The following is a 17,483-nucleotide window of genomic DNA, read 5'->3' on the forward strand; positions in this document are numbered from 1 at the left end:
AAAGGACAGACGTCCGCTGTTTGAGCATGATCAACTGCCGGCAGGCCCTGGCGGTTCCAATGACCGGCACCTTTCAGCGACACCGCGACGGCGATCGCTTTTCCAGTTAGACTACCCTGGACAAGGTCGTGATCACCTGTGCCAAACCCGTGCCGGTTTCCTATATGTTAGCCGGGCCAATCTGGAACCGGACCTTCAATGAGCATCGCTTCATCCAGTTCCGCCATGACCGGAAATTTTCCCGTTGTCGGTATCGGTGCTTCTGCCGGTGGCATTGCAGCCATGGAAGCCCTCTTCAAGGGCGTTGCGTCGGACTGCGGCATGGCATTCGTCGTCGTCACGCATCTCAGCCCCGACCGCGAAAGCCTGCTGCACGAGGTCGTCGGCCGGTATACCGACATGGCGGTAAAGGTGGCAGAGGACGGTGTTGCGGTGGCACCCAACACCGTCTTCGTTCTGGGCGAAAATGCCGCTCTGACGATCGAACAGGGCCGCCTTCGACTTTCCCCGGCCGATGCGCTGCACCGCGAGCGCAAGCCGATCGATGCGTTCTTCAGCGCCCTGGCCCAGGATCAGGGCGAAAGAGCCGTAGGTATTGTCCTGTCCGGCGGCGATTCCGACGGCACCCTGGGGGTAAAGGCAATCAAGGAATATGGCGGGCTGACACTGGCCCAGATCCCCGACGGTTCGGGTCCGCGGAACCCCGACATGCCCAGGAGCGCGATCGCCAGCGGCTTCGTCGACATTGCCGTGACCGCAGAGGATATGGGCAGGAAGCTAATGGCGTTCGCCCACAGCTTCGATGCCATTGATGTGGTTCCGAACAACGAGAAGGACGCTGAGAACGAGCTGAAGCAGGCTCGCGAGTCGATCCACGGCCTGATAAAGAGCCACACAGGCCACGATTTCTCCGGTTACAAGGCAAAGACGTTCATGCGCCGGGTAAAACGGCGCATGCAGATCGCCCAGGTGACAGAGGTCGACGACTACATCGCCCTGCTGAAACGGGACTCCACCGAGGTCATCAATCTTTTTCGCGATCTACTGATCAATGTGACCAATTTCTTCCGCGATCCGGATTCCTTCAGGGAGCTGGAAGAAAAAGTCCTGCCGAAGCTGTTTCACGGTCGGGATGCGGGCGACACAATTCGGATATGGGTCGCGGGCTGCTCCACCGGGGAAGAGGTCTACTCCATCGCCATCCTGATGGCCGAACAACTGGAGAAGCTGCCGGCGCCCGGTCCAAGGGTGCAGATATTCGCAACCGACATCGATGAACCGGCACTGGAAGTGGCCCGGGCCGCGCGCTATCCGGCACCGCTGTTGAGTGGCGTGTCGGACGAAAGGCGGCAATCATTCTTCCAGAGCGATGGCAGCAGCTTTGTGCTGCGCAAGGATGTACGGGAAATGTGCATCTTCTCGCCGCACAGCATCACCCGGGATCCACCGTTCTCGAGGATGGATCTGGTGACCTGCCGGAACCTGCTGATCTATCTGAGCCCGGAGGCGCAGGACCTTGTCATTCCCGCCTTTCACTACTCGCTGCGGCCGGGGGGATTCCTGTTTCTGGGAAGTTCGGAGAGCCTTAGCCAGCACGCCGATCTGTTCGTGACGATCGACAAGAAACGCCGGATTTTCCAGGCCCGCGAACACGTCACTCGCATCGGCCGGTTGCCGGCCTTCCATGGCGGTACCGATACCCGGTCGCCCGGGGCCGGATTTTCCGGCACCGGCGATGGGCGCACAACCGGATACGCGCTGCGCCAGTCGGTCGAGGCGCGGGTGCTGGAACGTCATGCGCCGCCGCATGTGGTCGTCAATAACGATGGGGATGTGGTCTATTATTCCGCCAAGACCGGACACCTGCTCGAGGCACCACAGGGTGCGCCCACGCGGCAGATCCTGAGCATGGTTCGACGCAGCCTGCGTATGGATCTGCGCGCCGCACTGCGCGAGGTAACGGAAACACGCCAGCTGGCGGCGAGGGATAACATTGCCGTCGAATACGGCGATGGCCGCAGCCAGATCATGCGGATCAGTGTCGAGCCATTCGACGATACAAGCACGCGGGAACCACTGTTGCTCATCCTTTTCGAGCCGCAGAGCCCGATACGCAATCCGGGCGAGATCGCAGCGGAATGCGGACGCCGCCCGGATGACACGGCGGAGCTCGAACGGGAGCTTCGGGAAACGCGGGACCGGCTGCAATCCACGATCGAGGAATACGAAACGGCGTTGGAAGAACTCAAGTCTTCGAACGAGGAACTGGTCTCGGTCAACGAAGAGGCTCAATCGACCAACGAGGAACTCGAAGCCTCGAAGGAAGAGATGCAGTCGCTGAACGAGGAACTTAATACCATCAATGCCGAGCTCAACAGCAAGGTCGAGGAACTGGACCGTGCGAACGCGGACCTGAAGAACCTGTTTTCCAGCACCCAGATCGCGACCGTGTTCCTCGATCGCAACCTCCGGGTCCGCAACTATACGCCGGCGGTTTCGTCTTTTTTCAGTCTGCTGCCGTCTGACATCGGGCGGCCGTTGACCGACCTGTCCAACAATCTCGACTATCCGGAACTGCAGACGGATATTCGTATGGTCTTCGACACCGGCGAGATCCGCGAGCATCACCTGTCGCACGACGCCGAAGGCAAGAAATATCTCGTGCGGCTGATTCCGTACCGGGACGCCGACGAAAACATTCGCGGCGTCGTCGTGACCTTCATTGATGTCACGCGTCTGGCTAAGGCAGAGGAGCAGCAGAGGGTTTTGGTCGCCGAGTTGAACCACCGGGTCAAGAACATGCTGGCCGTTGTGGTCAGCATCGCCAACCAGACCCGCGCCACGACACTGTCGCCCGATGAGTTCAACGACGCCTTTGTCGGCCGGCTCCACGCCATGGCCCGCACCTTCGACCTGCTGTCGCGCAGGAAATGGCAGGAGGCATCGGTGCGCGACCTCGTCACGCAGGAAATCGAGCCCTTCGGACTTGAACGTGCAATCCTCCATGGGTGCGACGATGTGTCGCTTCCGCCACAGCAGGGACTTGCCGTCGGGATGGTGCTGCATGAACTGGCGACCAACGCGTCGAAGTTCGGTGCCCTTTCTACGAACGATGGCCGCGTCTTCGTGACATGGTCGGTCGAAGGGGATACCTTCCGTCTGGACTGGCGCGAGCAGGATGGCCCACCGGTCGAAGAACCGGGCCAGGTGAATTTCGGTCTGAAGCTGATCAGAGGCGAGATCGAATACAAGCTGAATGGTGAGGTCGAAACAAACTTCCATACCGATGGTTTGAAAGTCCGACTCTCCTTTCTGCACAGCCCATAGGGGGTAGATTGGCCGCAGGACCGCACGTTCTCATTGTCGAAGATCAATGGCTGATCGCCGAGGATCAGGCGAGTGGGCTGCGGTCGGGCGGATACCGGATCGCGGGCCCGGTGCCCAGCGTCGAGCGGGCGATGCGGCTTCTGGATTCCCAGCAGGTAGACGCGGCGCTGCTTGATATCTGCGTCAACGACGGGGATAGCTATGCCGTCGCCGACCGCCTTGCCGCCGCCAGCATCCCGTTTGCCTTTCTGAGTGGGCTACCCCAATCATATCGTTCCGGTCCATCTAAGGAATATCGAGTTCCTGCCAAAGCCGGTTCCGAACGATACCCTGCTCTCGACGGTCAGGAAGCTTCTGACCGGTCGATAATCGACACCGCCCCTTCTCACCTTTCGGATAGGCGAAGCACGATCCGGGGCAGGGATTTCATTCTTGCGCCGCCTCTCTACCTCATCCCCGGAGGAGCGAAGCGACATCCGGGGACCACACGCGCCGGGAGAGCGTAGACAGCGGGCCCCGGATCCAAAAAAGCAGCGTGTTATACTTTCTGTGCCTGGTCTGGGGCGCGGCCGTGGTTGCTGATTCACCGCAATTCTCGGCCAGCAAAATCGAACTGGCCGAGCTTCCGCTCGTCGCCACCATGCTGACGATCCAGACCTTTGCCGGCTTCCTGCTGACGCTCGTCACCATTCATCTGATCGCGCGTGCCGTCGAGGCCGTAGGCTGGCGGTATGGCTTCGCGCCGCTCGCGATCAGCCCGGCCATCGGCATCGTCGCCAAGTGGCGCCTGCGCCGCCACCCGGCGGCCGGCAAACTTGCCGGCGGCCGGCGGTAATCGCGGTGCGCTCCGCGAACTGGCACGGTTCCTGGCTGAACCGTTCGGCTGATTCAATGACTGTGCCTAATCAGAGCCCGCGATCGAGGATGGTGAAGGATTTTGTATATTTTGCAGAAATATTGCAATCTTGTCTACTTAAAGTTGTAAATCATTGACAAAAATATACACCCGCACCAAGTCATTATAAGCCATCGTTAATACAGTGATGCTACAATTAAATCGACCGTTTATTATATACTGACAATATCGGCGACATTTATGTTAAATGGTAGTTATATTTATGTTTTTCCAGCCGAAAGATCAGGCAGATGCAGTTTTCCGATACCGGCCTTCCACATAGCAACGCACCCGATCGGGATACATCCACCGGACCCTTCGTGGGCACCGAACTCGAGCGCCGGCTTCAGGCCCTGCCCGGCTTGAGGGATCTTTACACTCTCTGGCACGGCAAATGCGTTGACGGGACGCTGCCCTCGTGGCGCGATTTCGATGTGCTCGAACTGCAACAATGGCTCGGCTATCTGAACGTTGTCGACGTTGCGGGTGACCCGTTCGATTTCCACTATCGTATCTTTGGAAGCGAATTGACGGCGGCGATCGGTGACGAGCTTACCGGTCGGCGATACCGCGAAAGTCTGAGGAACGCGCTTGCGGACGAAATCGCCGAGTCCTATCGCACTGTCCACGGCGACCCGCAGCCCGTCCTGATCCGCCATCGACAGCCCGCATGGCACGGAAAACCGATCAGCTTCGACAGGCTTCTACTGCCGATGCGCTCCGACGACGACGGAGCCACGCGCATAGTGCTGGTCGGAGCCTATGTTTCGTCGACTTCCGAACCGCAGCTATAGCCGGGCTGCCGTCGGCAGGCCCGATCCTCTGCTACGCGCTTGAACCGTCCCGGGAGTTTGATATACCGGCAGTCCCGCAATACGACGAAGATTGTTTCCACCGATGACGGTCGAGATGGATATCCAGCCCTATAATGCCGCCACTGATCTCCCAGGCTGCATGGCCATCTGGCGCGCCGCATCCGAAGACGGTCACCCGTTTCTGACGACCCGGGACCTGGATGCCGACGAACGCAAGGTTCGGGATGTGTATATGCCGATGGCACAGACGCGAGTTGCGGTCGTGGACGGCACAGTTGCCGGGTTCATCGCACTGCTCGACGATTTCATCGGCGGACTGTTCGTCGATCCGGCTCGTTTCCGCAAGGGTATCGGCCGACGCCTCATCGAGGACGCGATCCGGCGCAAGGGTCGTTTGTCGCTCGAGGTCTACGAACGCAACGAACGGGCGCTCGCCTTCTATCGTTCTCTGGGGTTTCGGGCGACGGGGCGGCGACCGACGGACGATCAGGACCGGCCGCTGGCGCTCGTTTCACTCGTTCTCGATGACAGTGGCTCGGCGCTGACATCGGCGGCGGATAACGGGCGTCCGGCTCCCTGACCTCCGCCGCCGGTTCGCAGACGATCAGGACCGGCCGGTCGTGAATTCCGCCTTCACCCTGTCGGTGTCGGCCCCCAGTTCCGGAACGGCGCCGTAATCTTCACGGGGTTCATCTATCACCGCCGGCGGAGCGAGCACCTTGATTTCACCGGCCGAAGTGGCGATGCGCACGTGCCGGGCCTGGGGATGGTGAACCAGATCCTCCAGACTGCTCAGCCGCCCGAAGGCAATACCGGTCTTGAACAGACGGTCGGCGAGTTCGTCGCGGTCCATCGTTCCGAAGACGCCGTTGATGATAGTGTCGAGTTGCGGCCGGTTGGCCACGCGGTCGGGTGTCGTGGCAAAAGCCGGATCATCAACCATATCAGGTCGCTCCAGAATTTCTTCGCACAGCTTCTTCCACTCGCGGGCGTTCTGGATCGAGATCAGAATTTCCTCGCCGCCCCTGCAGCGATAGGCGCCATAGGGCGCGATCGTTGGATGGTTCAGGCCGCTGCGCGCGGGCGTGTGCTGGCCATAAAGGTACTGAAGGAACGGCACGTTCATCCAGTCGGCCAGGGCATGGAACAGGGAAACCTGAATACCGCGGCCCTTGCCGGTCCGCTCGCGGGCGAACAAAGCCTCCAGGATGGCCTGATAGGAGTACATGCCCGCGGCGATATCGCAAACCGAAACGCCGACGCGGGCGCCGCTTTCCGGCGTGCCGGTCACCATCGCGAGGCCGGATTCTCCCTGCACCAGGAAATCATAGGCCTTCATGTCGCGATACGGCCCCTCCAGCCCATAGCCGCTGATATCGCACGAAATCAGGCGCGGGAAGCGTGCCCTTAGCTCGTCGCTGCCGAAACCGGCACGCTGGGCCGCGCCCGGGGCCAGATTCTGTATAAAAATGTCGGCCTTCGCGATCAGGTTATGCAGAAAGGCGCTGTCCTCGGCATTCTTGATATCGATGCAGACGGACTCCTTGCCCCGATTCAACCAGACGAAATAGGCACTGAGGCCGTTGACATATTTGTCGTAGCCCCGCGCGAAATCGCCTTCCGCCCGTTCCAGCTTGATGACGCGCGCCCCGGCATCAGCCAGTTTGCAGGACGCATAAGGCGCCGCGACGGCTTGTTCGAGCGATACGACCAGCAGCCCTTCCAGATCCTTCGACATTATGGCGGTGTTTCCCGATACGTGAGTGCGCGATCCCTCGGAGTTGGTGGCCGAGAGCCCTATTGTACCTTATGTTTCTAATAGGAACGGCCGCGATGCGCGACCCTCGATATCGGCAAATGAGATATACAGGCTGGATGCGATGACGACTGACACGGCGCACACGACGTCCGGGACCCATCGGGAGACAGAACCGGGACCGGTTGACTATAGCCCCATCTTCCAGCCCGGCCCCGACGACACCGTCTATCGGCGGCTTTCGCTGGAAGAAGGTGAAACGGTCGAGTTGCGCCAGCTGGGCGATCGGCGCTTCCTGGAGGTATCGCCCGCCGTGCTGACGCGGCTGGCACGAGAGGCCTTTACCGACATTTCGCACCTGTATCGCCCGGCGCACCTGAAATCGCTGGCCGCCATACTGGAGGACCCCGAAGCGTCGGACAACGACCGCACCGTCGCCCGCGAGATGTTTCGCAACGCCGTGATCGCCGCCGCCGGAAAATTGCCGATGTGTCAGGATACCGGTACCGCGATCGTCACTGGCACGAAGGGCGAGTGCGTGCTGACCGGCGGAACCGATGCGGCGGCGCTGTCGGCCGGTATCGCCGAGGTCTTTCGCACGCGCAATCTGCGGTTCAGCCAGCTCGCCCCGCTCAGCATGGACGAGGAGCGCAACACCGGCACCAATCTTCCCGCCCAGATCGACATCGCGGCCGGGGCCGGCGACCGCTACAAGCTGCTGTTCATCGCCAAGGGCGGCGGATCGGCGAACAAGACGTTCCTCTTTCAACAGAACAAGGGCGTGCTGCGCGAAGACCGGCTGCTGGCGTTCCTTGAAGAAAAGATCCGTGCGCTGGGGACCGCCGCCTGCCCGCCCTATCACCTGTCGATCGTGATCGGGGGCCTGTCGGCGGAACAGACGCTGAAAACCGTCAAGCTGGCCAGTTGCAAGGAACTGGATGCCCTGCCCGAAACCGGCTCGCCCGAAGGCAGGGCGTTTCGCGACAAGGGGCTGGAAGAAAAAATTCTCCATATCACGCGCGACTTCGGCATCGGCGCTCAGTTCGGGGGCAAGTATTTCTGCCACGACGTCCGCGTCGTCCGTCTGCCGCGCCACAACGGCTCGCTGCCGATCGGACTCGGTGTTTCCTGTTCGGCCGATCGGCAGGCCAAAGCGTATATCGATGAGGATGGCGTTTTCCTGGAGGCGCTGGAACGGTCGCCGGAAAGGTTGCTGCCAGACATCGCCGCCCAGGAATCGACCGCCGTCCCGGTCGATCTGAACCAGCCGATGGACGTCATTCGCGCAACGCTCACCCGCCACCCCGTGGGAACGCGCCTTTCGCTGACGGGACCCATGATCGTCGCCCGCGATCTGGTTCATGCCTATCTGGAAGAGCGGCTGTCGAAGGGGGAGCCGTTGCCGGATTATATGAAGAACCATCCGATCTATTATGCCGGCCCGGCCAAGACGCCGGAGGGCATGGCATCCGGATCGTTCGGCCCGACAACTGCGGCAAGAATGGACAGCTATGTCCCCGCCTTTCAGGCTGTCGGCGCATCGCTGGTCATGCTGGCGAAAGGCAACCGCGATCCGGCAGTAACAGCGTCATGCCGCGAGCATGGCGGGTTCTATCTGGGCACGATCGGCGGCGTGGCGGCCCGGCTGGCACAGGACTGCATTACCTCGGTCGAGGCACTGGATTTCGAGGAATTCGGCATGGAAGCCGTCTGGAAGATCGAGGTCGAGAATTTCGATGCCTTTATCGTGGTCGACGACAAGGGCAACAGCTTTTTCGACCGATAGGCCAAACGGCGCTACGAACGGAAAACGCCCCGCCGGCCAAACCGGCGGAGCGCTCCCCTGCAAGTGCTGGGTGCAAGTGCTGAGCCGATTATTGCATCGGCTGCTCCGGCGGAGGCTGACCACCACCAGTGTCATCCACTTCGTCGCAGGCCGTCACAAAGGCCATGCTCGAAACTGCCAACAAGACCGCAAAAAGGGTCCGGGTCTTCGTGATCATCTTAGCCATGGGAACCATCCTTTCCTTCTGACTGTATATCTCTTCACACGACGGCAAAGCAGATCCACGATCCAGGACTGCTATTGATGGCAATCCCTGATAATTTGAAGCATTCGATCAATATCGAAGCGCAACCCAGATGTAGCCGCATTAGAAAAACCTAATTACAGCCGCTTTCATGGATGCGCTGCACTCAATTCCATCAAATGCTATGGATCTCTCTCCCTTCACTTTACCTGTCCCGGTATTGACAACGCTGATCCAGCTTCGGTTCCACAAATTTTTTCGGTGTCGGCAGGCCAGGGCTCTTTGCGCGTCGAACCGCACCCGCTATGACCGTTGTCAATGCAGTGACCGGCGCCGGCGGCCCATATCACGGACCGAGTCTTGAACCAGGGATAGACGACCACCATGCGCCATCTCCGCCCCGGCCTAGAGCCGTATCGTTCGATCGTCGCGGATATCGAGGCACTGAACGATGCACTGAACGCTTCCAGGCCACCGACGGTTCATGTCAACACTGCCCGCATTGGCCCGCCGTCGCTGATCGAGCGATTCCAGTCCGATGGCTGGCGCGCCGAACCCCTCGGCTGGATGCCATCGGGCATCAGGCTTCCAAAGGTCGGTTCGCCCGGTCGTCATTGGGCCTATCGGGCCGGGCTCTATCAGGGTCAGGAAGAAGCCTCGATGATGCCCGTGGCCCTGCTGCAACCGCAGCCCGGTGAACGGGTGCTCGATCTCTGCGCGGCGCCGGGCAACAAGACGGCGCAAATCGCGTTGGCGGTGGGGCCGACGGGGACGACCGTCGCCAACGACCGCGACGCCCACAGGCTCGGCGTCGTGCGTGACACCGCGCTTCGCCTCGGACTCGACCGCATTGTGTCAGTCGTGCACGACGGTGCCACCTTTCCGTTGCCCGCCGGAGCGTTCGACCGCGTCCTGGTCGACGCTCCCTGTACGTCGGAAGGCTCGTCGAAGGTCAGCCGCGATCCCGACCGCGTGGTCGACCCCGGATACCGCCGCTGGGTCATGGGTCAGCAAAAGGCACTGCTGCGCCGGGCGATCGATCTGTGCCGGCCCGGCGGGAGGGTCGTCTATTCCACCTGCACCTTTTGCCCCGACGAGAACGAGGGCGTCGTTGCCGCTGTCCTGAACGACGTCGGCGATCGGGCACGACTGGCGGATGTCAGATTGCCGGGGCTGCGCACCTCGCCCGGCCTCACCGGCACAACCGGCTTATCCTCCGGCGGACGGCCGCTTGCGCCGGAACTGGCAAGGTCGGTCAGGCTTTGGCCGCATATCGCCGGGACCGGCGGCTTCTTCGCCGCGGCGATCGATGTCCTCGGAGAGCCCCCCGGTCAGATGCCCGAACGCCACCGGCACCGGGCTTTCCGCGACGAAGATCACGGCGCACTGCGCGCGGCCTATCAGGACATATTCGGGCTTCCCGATGCCGCGTTCGACGGCCGTGTGCTCGTCGCCAAGGGCGAGGCAATCGTGATGGTCGCCCGCGATCTTCAGGCGCCCTCGCACCCGGTCCCGGCGACATACGGTTTGCCGCTGGCGCGAGCCCGCGGGACGGCGCCGAAGATGACCACAGCGGCCGCCATGGCCCTTGCGCCGTTCGCAAGCGGCAACGTAATCGACCTGACGGCCGATCAACGTGACGCCTTCCACGCCCGTCGAACGATCGAACTCGACAACGGGCAGATGCCGAAATCGCGCAAAAGCCGGATGGTTATCCTGCGATATGAAGGGTTTGGCTTGGGTGTCGGCTTTCTCGCCCGTGACGGCGCACCGCTCGTGGAAAGCCAGTTTCCCCGGATCTGGTCGTCGCACAAGGCACGCCGAAATTCCGGCACGCACTCGTGACAATCGCCTGGGAGGAATCAATTTGGGGATAACCAACTTGAAGAATGGTGGGCGCGACTGGGATTGAACCAGTGACCCCTCGCGTGTGAAGCGAGTGCTCTCCCGCTGAGCTACGCGCCCGACCGTCTCGCAGACTGTCAAGATGGCCGGGTTATTAGGGCTTCAGGCGCCACGGTGTCAAGCGCTTCGTTCACCGAATCGGGGGTTCACCGGATCGGGGTCTCGGTCACGACACTTCCGGCATGGTCGGACCAGGGATCGCGGCCGGGGTGGTTGAAAACGGATTCCAGCACCCGGGCCACTTCGGCGTTCGACTGATGCCGAACCTCGTCATCCCGGCCGACGAGGAAACCTTCGGTCGTCGTGCAGGACATCAGGATCGCCAGACGCGTGATCGGTCCCGTCATGGGCAGGCCGGTCCGCCCGTCCCAGACGACCCCATCGGGACCGATGCGCATGTCGCAGGGCGCTATGTTGTAGCCGATCCGCCGTGGGCCAACCAGCGCACCGTCCCACTGGTGATAGGCATCTTCATAGAACACGGTCCTGACCGGCGAGCCACCGGCACGAAGATCCTCGGCCACATCCTCGCAGCGTTCGGGATCGACCAGCGCATCCCTTCCACCCATCAGGAAAAGTACCGGGGCTCCTGTCGTGCGGCGGTCGGCGAACCGGGCAATGCATGGTCCGTAATAGGCGATATGGGCCACGAACCGCCGATCCTCATCCGCCATTGCGACCTCGGCCACCTGGGCCTGAGCCGCGATCATCGACGTGATCCCGCCATAGGAAAAGCCCATGAGCGCGACGCGCGACTCGTCAACGCCTTCGACAACCGACAAATAATCGAGAGCCGCATAGGCGTCGGCCACCATCATCATCTCGGTCGTTCTGAAGATGCGTGCAGCGTAAAGATTCCCGGTGAACTCGCTTCGGGAACCGAAGCTGTCGACCACGATGGCAGCGATGCCCGACGCCATAAGTTGCCGGGCATAGGCAATCTCCCGCGCCGGAAGAACGCCGCCGGCCCCGTGCATCAGGACGACGGCCGGTACCGGCGCCTCCGCTGTCGCCGATTCAGGGACGAACAGGCGGGCCTGTGCCACATGCGGTTCGCCGATTTCAATGCCGAGCAACCAGTGCGTCAGTGTGAACGGGTTGCGGGTGGGAAACGTGACCGGCTCGCCATAGCTGGGGTCCAGCGTTTCAACGACCGGCCAGGATATGTCAATTGCCGAGCCGGTAACGCTGCGGACGGGCCAGTCGTCACTGCTCAAGACGCTGTTCGCGTCATCGACCGCAGCCGTCTGATAGCTTCCCGCGTCTTCACCCCGGGCCAGACCGGTGCCGGCCACCAGAACCGCGAAACAAACCGTGAGACTGCCGCAAACAGTGCGCAATTGCTCCCCCCAGGGTTTTTTCGCTGAACGAATTTCCATACGCACAGCCCCTGCCCTGCCGCTGTTCCAGACGGTTCAAACCATCATAGCAATGTGCTTAGCTGATGGCCATTCAGGGGCATTAAATCGTGGGGGCGGCCTTGATAGCGGGTGCGCCGGGGGCCGTACCTAAAGCGTGTCCTGCGTCAGGGTGACAGTCAATCCGTCCCACTCGGGAACGAACGACATCTGGCATGAGAGACGCGATGTGTCCCCGATATCCATGGCGGAGTCGAGGGTGTTCTCCTCTTCCGCGCTGGGCTCTCCGACCACGCTGAACCATTGATCGTCGACATGCACATGGCAGGTTGCACAGGAACAACAGCCGCCGCATTCCGCCCGAATCAGCAGACCGGCATCGGCGATCAGCCGCATGACGGGCATGCCAGGGCGCGCCGGCACCTTGTGCGCGATGCCTTCGTGGTCGATCACATTGATGTGATAATCAGTGGACACGGTTCGAAATCCCCCGCCTTGCTACGTCGGACGTCTGGTTACATCATGGATTTTTGCGTTTGCCCGGTGGCGGCACAGGCGTCTCTCATGCCTGCCGCCGACCGGTAATCGCCGGGACAGTGTTATCCGGGTCGGTCAGTTCAGGCCTGGGAGTCCGAGCTCCCGGTGCCGGGCGGCGGGCCTTCCAGAACGTTGATGTCCTTGCTCTTCATCAGGGTCTGCAATTCGCCGGAGAAGTACATCTCCTTGATGATGTCGCAGCCGCCGACGAACTCACCCTTTACGTAGAGCTGGGGAATGGTGGGCCATGAAGAGAACTCCTTGATGCCCTGACGAATCTCGTCGCTTTCGAGAACGTTTACGGCAGCGAACGGAACCTGAAGATTGCCCAGGGCCGCCACGGCCGTTGCGGAAAAGCCGCATTGCGGGAAATCCGGAGTACCCTTCATGAAGAGCACGACATCATTGCCGGATACTTCCCGGGCAATGGATTGATGAACAGCGTTTTCCGTCATGTCTGTTCGCCTTTCGGGTAAAGGGTGCTGAGGCGCGCGCCGCCCCTTTGGTTTGAACGAAAGCTAGGTACGGTGCCTCGCCTTGTAAAGGGCATTCGGTGCGGCTATCTTGCTGCACATCTTCCGGAGGCCGTCGATGGGGGCAGATATTCACGCACCCCCCACCGGCCGCTCCGGTCTTCGCGCGGCACAGCGACCTGACATCACTACGGTTGCTACCATGATTGCCCGGGGAAGACGCCCTGGCGGGTGAGCAGGACCTGCCCCGCACCGCAACCGATAAGGCCCGTTTCATCCATGGATTCGATTTATGCGTTCTTCGAGCGACTCCTGGACCCAATCCGGCCTGGCTCGACTTCCGGCACACCCAGCCGACCGCCCGACCGGACGGCAGCATTTTTCCTTGCCTATCTGCACCCGCTCAAGGGGCTGATCGCCGTCACGCTCGTCATTGCCGGCATTGCTGCCGTGTCGGAACTGGCTCTCTATGCCTTTCTCGGACTGCTGGTCGACTGGATGGCCAACACCGATCCGGCGTTGTTCTTTGAAGTGCACGGATGGGCGCTCGTTGGAATGGCGGTGGTCGCTTTGATCATACGGCCGATTTCCACGCTGGCATCGCGCGGACTTATTAATCTGGCGATCGTGCCGGGCCTGACGAACCGGGTGCGCTGGGAAAACCATCGCTATGTCGTGCGCCAGAGCCTGAACTTCTTTCAGAACGACTTTGCCGGCCGCATCGCGCAAAAGGTGATGCAGACGGGGCCGGCCCTGCGCGAAGCCGTGGTCAACGTGATCGACGGTGTATGGTTTCTGGCGATCTATCTTATCGGCACCATTGCCCTGCTTGTCGGGCTGGACTGGCGACTTCTGATCCCCGTGGCGCTGTGGATGGTCGGATATGCCGTGGTCATCATGACCATGGTACCGCCGGTTCGGGCGCGGTCGGCCGCCGTTTCCGAGGCAAACTCGTCGCTGTCCGGCCGGATCGTGGACAGCTATTCGAACATCCAGTCGGTCAAGCTGTTCGCCCACGGAGAACGCGAAGACCAGTTTGCCCGCGTCGGCATCGACCGGCACACGTCTACGTTTCGCCAGTTGATGCGATCGATCCTGACCATGACCGTCACCCTTACGGTTCTGAACAGCCTGTTGATCCTGGCGATCGCCGTTCAATCGATCACCATGTGGCAGGCGGGCGCCATCAGTGTCGGCGCGATCGCCACCGCCAACGGTCTCATCATCCGCCTGACCCAGATGTCCGGCTGGGTATTGCGGACGATTACGTCGCTTTTCGAGAACATCGGCACGGTTCAGAACGGCGTCGACACCGTCTCCCGCCCGAACGTCGTCATGGACACCCCCGGAGCCCGTCCGCTGCAGGTCACCAAAGGTGAAATACGCTTCGAGAACGTCCGGTTCAACTATGGCGCCGACCCGGATTCGGGTTCGGCTTCGGGGGGAACCGTCGGCGAAGGCGGCAGCGGCGTCATCGACGACGTCAGCCTGACAGTGGCGCCCGGCGAGAAAATCGGCCTGGTCGGTCCTTCCGGCGCCGGCAAATCGACGCTCGTCAACATCCTGCTCCGGTTTCACGATCTGGAAGGCGGCCGGATAACCATCGATGGTCAGGATATTGCGTCGGTGACCCAGGACAGCCTTAGGGCGAATATCGCGATGGTCTCCCAGGACACATCGCTGATGCACCGGTCGATCCGCGACAATATCCGTTATGGCCGGCCCGACGCCTCGGACGCCGACATTGCCGCAGCCGCGCGCCACGCCAAGGCAGACACCTTCATCCCCGACCTGGTCGATCCCCACGGCCGGACAGGTTACGACGCCCATGTCGGCGAGCGCGGCATCAAGCTCTCCGGGGGGCAGCGCCAGCGTATCGCCATCGCCCGCGTCATCCTCAAGGATGCTCCGATCCTGATCCTCGACGAAGCGACATCGGCACTGGATTCCGAGGTCGAAGCCGCCATCCAGGAACAGCTCGATCAGTTGATGGAGGGCAAAACGGTCATCGCCATTGCCCACCGTCTTTCCACCATCGCCGCCATGAACCGTCTGGTCGTTCTGGACCAGGGACGAATCGTCGAGGAAGGCACGCATACCGATCTCGTCGACCGGCGGGGAATATACAGCCGATTGTGGAAGCGCCAGTCCGGAGGGTTCATCAGGTACGATCAGGCCATATAGTCCGGCCATCCGGCCCACTCCTGGCGCCTGCATCCTACGATTAATCGTTCCCTAACTAATCTCCTCTATCGCAATAGTATTCAGGCGCCTTACGGGCCGGACCGACCGTGAATTACAGGTTTCGACGATGCGCGATTCCCATATGGCAACCAGCGTTCCCGGCCCTTACCGGGACGAGGGAGCGCGTGACGACGAAACCGGCCACGGATCCAGCGAGCGCGGCGACTTCGTTGCCATACTGGGCATCGTCGGCAGCTCGGATCCGATCAGCGCCGGGTCGGCAGTCACGGTGCTGATGGGGTCCAGGGACTTCGGCGCGATCGTGGGCTTGCCGGAAACCGTTGCCATGCCGTGCCCGCTCGACGCCGCAAAACACATATGCGACGCCGCCCGCCATGCCCTTGCGGACTCGATACAGCGCGCCATCGACATGCGCACGCCGCTCGTTCGACCTTTTCCGCTGAACTATGGCACAGACGAGGTACCATGGACTGCGCGTCCCTGGGCAACCCTGACGCCAATGAATGCTGGCGGCGGCTTCAGCGCCGTCGCGCTCAGGATCGATACCCGGATCACCGATGAACTCGATGTGGTGCAGCAAACCGACGACACTGTGCTGACGACGGTTCCGACGGAAACCGGCGACGAGACCTGGTCGCTGCAGCGCAGTCTGCGTGCCTTGTCGGCCGCCTATGCCGCCTTCTCGTGGAAAACCGATCGTGACGGCCGTATCGGCTTCATCAGTGAGGGGGTCACGCGTATTCTGGGCTATGAACCACAGGAAATGTACGGCCACACCCCGGCAGAGTTCATGCCACGCGACGAAGTGCTGCGGATAAACGCAGGCTTCACGAGCTTTCCGCATAAACTCGAAATGCCGATGGATCTTGAGCACAAATTCCAGCGAAAGGACGGTGGCGAGGTCTGGGTCCGCGTTGTCATGATCCCGGTATTCGATCCGATTACCGGCATCCGCCGGGGGCATCATGGCCTGACGATCGACATTTCGGACCGCAAGGAGGCCGAAAAGGCGCTGGGCGCAACGGTCGCCCGGCACTATGCCCTGTTCGAGGCAGCCAGAGACGCCATCGTCATTCTCGATCTCGAATCCGGGACCGTGATCGAGGCAAATCGCCAGGCGACCGTGGTTACCTGTCGCGCACTGGAAACGCTGGTGAATCACGATTATCGGGCTCTGTTCGCCGATTCCGACCTTGCGCGGCTCGATCGGCTTCTCAGCACCGCTGCCGCTGAGTCGGCGACCATAGACGACGAATTCGCCCTCAGGCGTCCGGACGGTTCTCTCGTTCCGGCCGCCTTGCGGGCGACATCGGTAACGGTCGAAGGTCGGCCCCTGATCCAGTTGATCGTGAGAACGCTTGAGGACAGGATCTCTTACGAGCGTCAACTTCGCCAGGAACGGTATTCGGCCCAGGCCGCCAATCGTTCGAAGACCGAGTTTCTGGCCAATATGAGCCACGAGCTGCGAACGCCACTGAACGCCATCATCGGATTTTCCGAAGTGCTAGACCAGGAGATGTTCGGCTCCCTGTCCGACAGGCAGAAGGATTATGTCGCCGACATTCTCGATTCCGGGCGGCATCTTCTGGAAATCATCAACAGCATTCTCGACCTTTCAAAGATCGAGGTCGGCAAATTCGAACTGGCCGAGCATGTCATCGATATCGGTGAGACCGTCGGAAAATGTCTGGCGCTGGTCAGGGAGCGGGCCGTCGCGAGCGGCGTCCATCTCGACCGCGACATAGCAGCCAGTCTGCCCTATCTTCGGGCCGATCCTGTCAGAATAAAGCAGATACTGCTTAACCTTTTATCGAATGCCGTGAAATTCACCGGCAAGGACGGCCTGGTAAAGACCTCGGCAATGCTGGATACAACAAGCGGCGAAATGCTGATTGAAATTTCCGACACGGGGGTCGGCATGACACCGGAGGAAATCGGGCGGGCGATGCAGCCCTTTACTCAGGTCCACGGCGATCGCAACCGGCGGTTCGAGGGAACCGGACTCGGCCTGTCGCTGGCGCAACGCCTGTGCGAACAGCATGGCGGTTCGCTGGAAATCGCCAGCGAGCCGCAGGTTGGCACCCGAGCGATAATTCGGCTACCTTGCGACCGTCTTATCTCACTCGGAAACGTCCCGGCAGCGCCATCGGACGACTGATGGCAATCCGGGCCTATGGGAAAA

The 17,483-nt window shown here is 61.3% G+C and carries 13 protein-coding genes and 1 tRNA gene; 8 read left to right on the plus strand and 6 right to left on the minus strand.

Features of this window, described 5'->3' with window-relative positions; genetic code table 11:
- Positions 1–198 precede the first annotated feature (198 nt).
- The 4 genes from ABZ728_RS05375 (at position 199) to ABZ728_RS05390 (ending at position 5,617) form a co-directional block, all read left to right on the plus strand.
- Positions 199–3,327, plus strand: coding sequence for a CheR family methyltransferase (locus tag ABZ728_RS05375; RefSeq protein ID WP_366654878.1), 3,129 nt, complete (start codon positions 199–201; stop codon positions 3,325–3,327).
- A gap of 571 nt (positions 3,328–3,898) precedes the next feature.
- The gene (locus ABZ728_RS05380) at positions 3,899–4,162 is read left to right on the plus strand and encodes a hypothetical protein (protein ID WP_366654879.1); all 264 of its coding nucleotides are present in this window, start codon (positions 3,899–3,901) and stop codon (positions 4,160–4,162) included.
- 380 nt (positions 4,163–4,542) lie between these two features.
- Complete coding sequence (locus ABZ728_RS05385) at positions 4,543–5,016, plus strand: PAS domain-containing protein (protein WP_366654881.1); 474 nt, start codon at positions 4,543–4,545, stop codon at positions 5,014–5,016.
- Positions 5,017–5,119: 103 nt separating this feature from the next.
- Entirely contained in the window at positions 5,120–5,617 is a 498-nt protein-coding gene (locus ABZ728_RS05390; RefSeq protein ID WP_366654882.1) for a GNAT family N-acetyltransferase, read from the plus strand.
- 24 nt (positions 5,618–5,641) lie between these two features.
- Here the strand turns inward: ABZ728_RS05390 and ABZ728_RS05395 are convergent, their stop codons facing one another.
- The gene (locus ABZ728_RS05395) at positions 5,642–6,775 is read right to left on the minus strand and encodes a CaiB/BaiF CoA-transferase family protein (protein WP_366654883.1); all 1,134 of its coding nucleotides are present in this window, start codon (positions 6,773–6,775) and stop codon (positions 5,642–5,644) included.
- Positions 6,776–6,917: 142 nt separating this feature from the next.
- Between ABZ728_RS05395 and ABZ728_RS05400 the strand changes: the two genes are divergently transcribed.
- Entirely contained in the window at positions 6,918–8,579 is a 1,662-nt protein-coding gene (locus ABZ728_RS05400; RefSeq protein WP_366654884.1) for a FumA C-terminus/TtdB family hydratase beta subunit, read from the plus strand.
- Between the two features lie 88 nt (positions 8,580–8,667).
- Here the strand turns inward: ABZ728_RS05400 and ABZ728_RS05405 are convergent, their stop codons facing one another.
- Positions 8,668–8,805 carry a hypothetical protein gene (locus ABZ728_RS05405; protein WP_366654886.1) on the minus strand — a complete coding sequence of 46 codons (138 nt, stop codon included), beginning with the start codon at positions 8,803–8,805 and terminating at the stop codon, positions 8,668–8,670.
- 402 nt (positions 8,806–9,207) lie between these two features.
- Here ABZ728_RS05405 and ABZ728_RS05410 point away from each other — a divergent pair, with 402 nt between their 5' ends.
- Positions 9,208–10,668 (plus strand): RsmB/NOP family class I SAM-dependent RNA methyltransferase, encoded by a 1,461-nt coding sequence (locus ABZ728_RS05410; protein ID WP_366654887.1) that lies wholly within the window; start codon positions 9,208–9,210, stop codon positions 10,666–10,668.
- Between the two features lie 45 nt (positions 10,669–10,713).
- Here ABZ728_RS05410 and ABZ728_RS05415 read toward each other — a convergent pair.
- From ABZ728_RS05415 to grxD, 4 genes are all read right to left on the minus strand, one after another.
- Positions 10,714–10,788, minus strand: a tRNA-Val gene (locus tag ABZ728_RS05415).
- Between the two features lie 86 nt (positions 10,789–10,874).
- Positions 10,875–12,107: a dienelactone hydrolase family protein gene (locus tag ABZ728_RS05420; protein ID WP_366654889.1), complete on the minus strand. Its 1,233-nt coding sequence runs from the start codon at positions 12,105–12,107 to the stop codon at positions 10,875–10,877.
- A 129-nt stretch (positions 12,108–12,236) separates the two neighbouring features.
- A complete protein-coding gene (locus tag ABZ728_RS05425; RefSeq protein ID WP_366654890.1) occupies positions 12,237–12,563 on the minus strand; it encodes a 2Fe-2S iron-sulfur cluster-binding protein in 327 nt (108 codons plus the stop codon).
- A gap of 140 nt (positions 12,564–12,703) precedes the next feature.
- On the minus strand, positions 12,704–13,078 hold the full coding sequence (gene grxD / locus ABZ728_RS05430; RefSeq protein ID WP_366654891.1) for a Grx4 family monothiol glutaredoxin: 375 nt from the start codon (positions 13,076–13,078) through the stop codon (positions 12,704–12,706).
- Between the two features lie 297 nt (positions 13,079–13,375).
- Between grxD and ABZ728_RS05435 the strand changes: the two genes are divergently transcribed.
- The gene (locus ABZ728_RS05435; protein WP_366654892.1) at positions 13,376–15,280 is read left to right on the plus strand and encodes an ABC transporter ATP-binding protein; all 1,905 of its coding nucleotides are present in this window, start codon (positions 13,376–13,378) and stop codon (positions 15,278–15,280) included.
- Between the two features lie 127 nt (positions 15,281–15,407).
- Entirely contained in the window at positions 15,408–17,459 is a 2,052-nt protein-coding gene (locus ABZ728_RS05440; RefSeq protein ID WP_366654894.1) for a PAS domain S-box protein, read from the plus strand.
- The last annotated feature ends 24 nt before the right edge of the window (positions 17,460–17,483 follow it).

Origin of the sequence: Fodinicurvata sp. EGI_FJ10296 (genome assembly GCF_040712075.1) — a bacterium.
In the GTDB taxonomy this organism is placed as follows: domain Bacteria; phylum Pseudomonadota; class Alphaproteobacteria; order DSM-16000; family Inquilinaceae; genus JBFCVL01.

Coding starts and splice junctions, on each gene's coding strand:
- ABZ728_RS05440 (WP_366654894.1), top strand. CDS start 15,408: ATGCGCGATTCCCATATGGCAACCAGCGTTCCCGGCCCTTACCGGGAC.
- grxD (WP_366654891.1), bottom strand. CDS start 13,078: ATGACGGAAAACGCTGTTCATCAATCCATTGCCCGGGAAGTATCCGGC.
- ABZ728_RS05410 (WP_366654887.1), top strand. CDS start 9,208: ATGCGCCATCTCCGCCCCGGCCTAGAGCCGTATCGTTCGATCGTCGCG.
- ABZ728_RS05375 (WP_366654878.1), top strand. CDS start 199: ATGAGCATCGCTTCATCCAGTTCCGCCATGACCGGAAATTTTCCCGTT.
- ABZ728_RS05395 (WP_366654883.1), bottom strand. CDS start 6,775: ATGTCGAAGGATCTGGAAGGGCTGCTGGTCGTATCGCTCGAACAAGCC.
- ABZ728_RS05400 (WP_366654884.1), top strand. CDS start 6,918: ATGACGACTGACACGGCGCACACGACGTCCGGGACCCATCGGGAGACA.
- ABZ728_RS05435 (WP_366654892.1), top strand. CDS start 13,376: ATGGATTCGATTTATGCGTTCTTCGAGCGACTCCTGGACCCAATCCGG.
- ABZ728_RS05420 (WP_366654889.1), bottom strand. CDS start 12,107: ATGGAAATTCGTTCAGCGAAAAAACCCTGGGGGGAGCAATTGCGCACT.
- ABZ728_RS05405 (WP_366654886.1), bottom strand. CDS start 8,805: ATGGCTAAGATGATCACGAAGACCCGGACCCTTTTTGCGGTCTTGTTG.
- ABZ728_RS05390 (WP_366654882.1), top strand. CDS start 5,120: ATGACGGTCGAGATGGATATCCAGCCCTATAATGCCGCCACTGATCTC.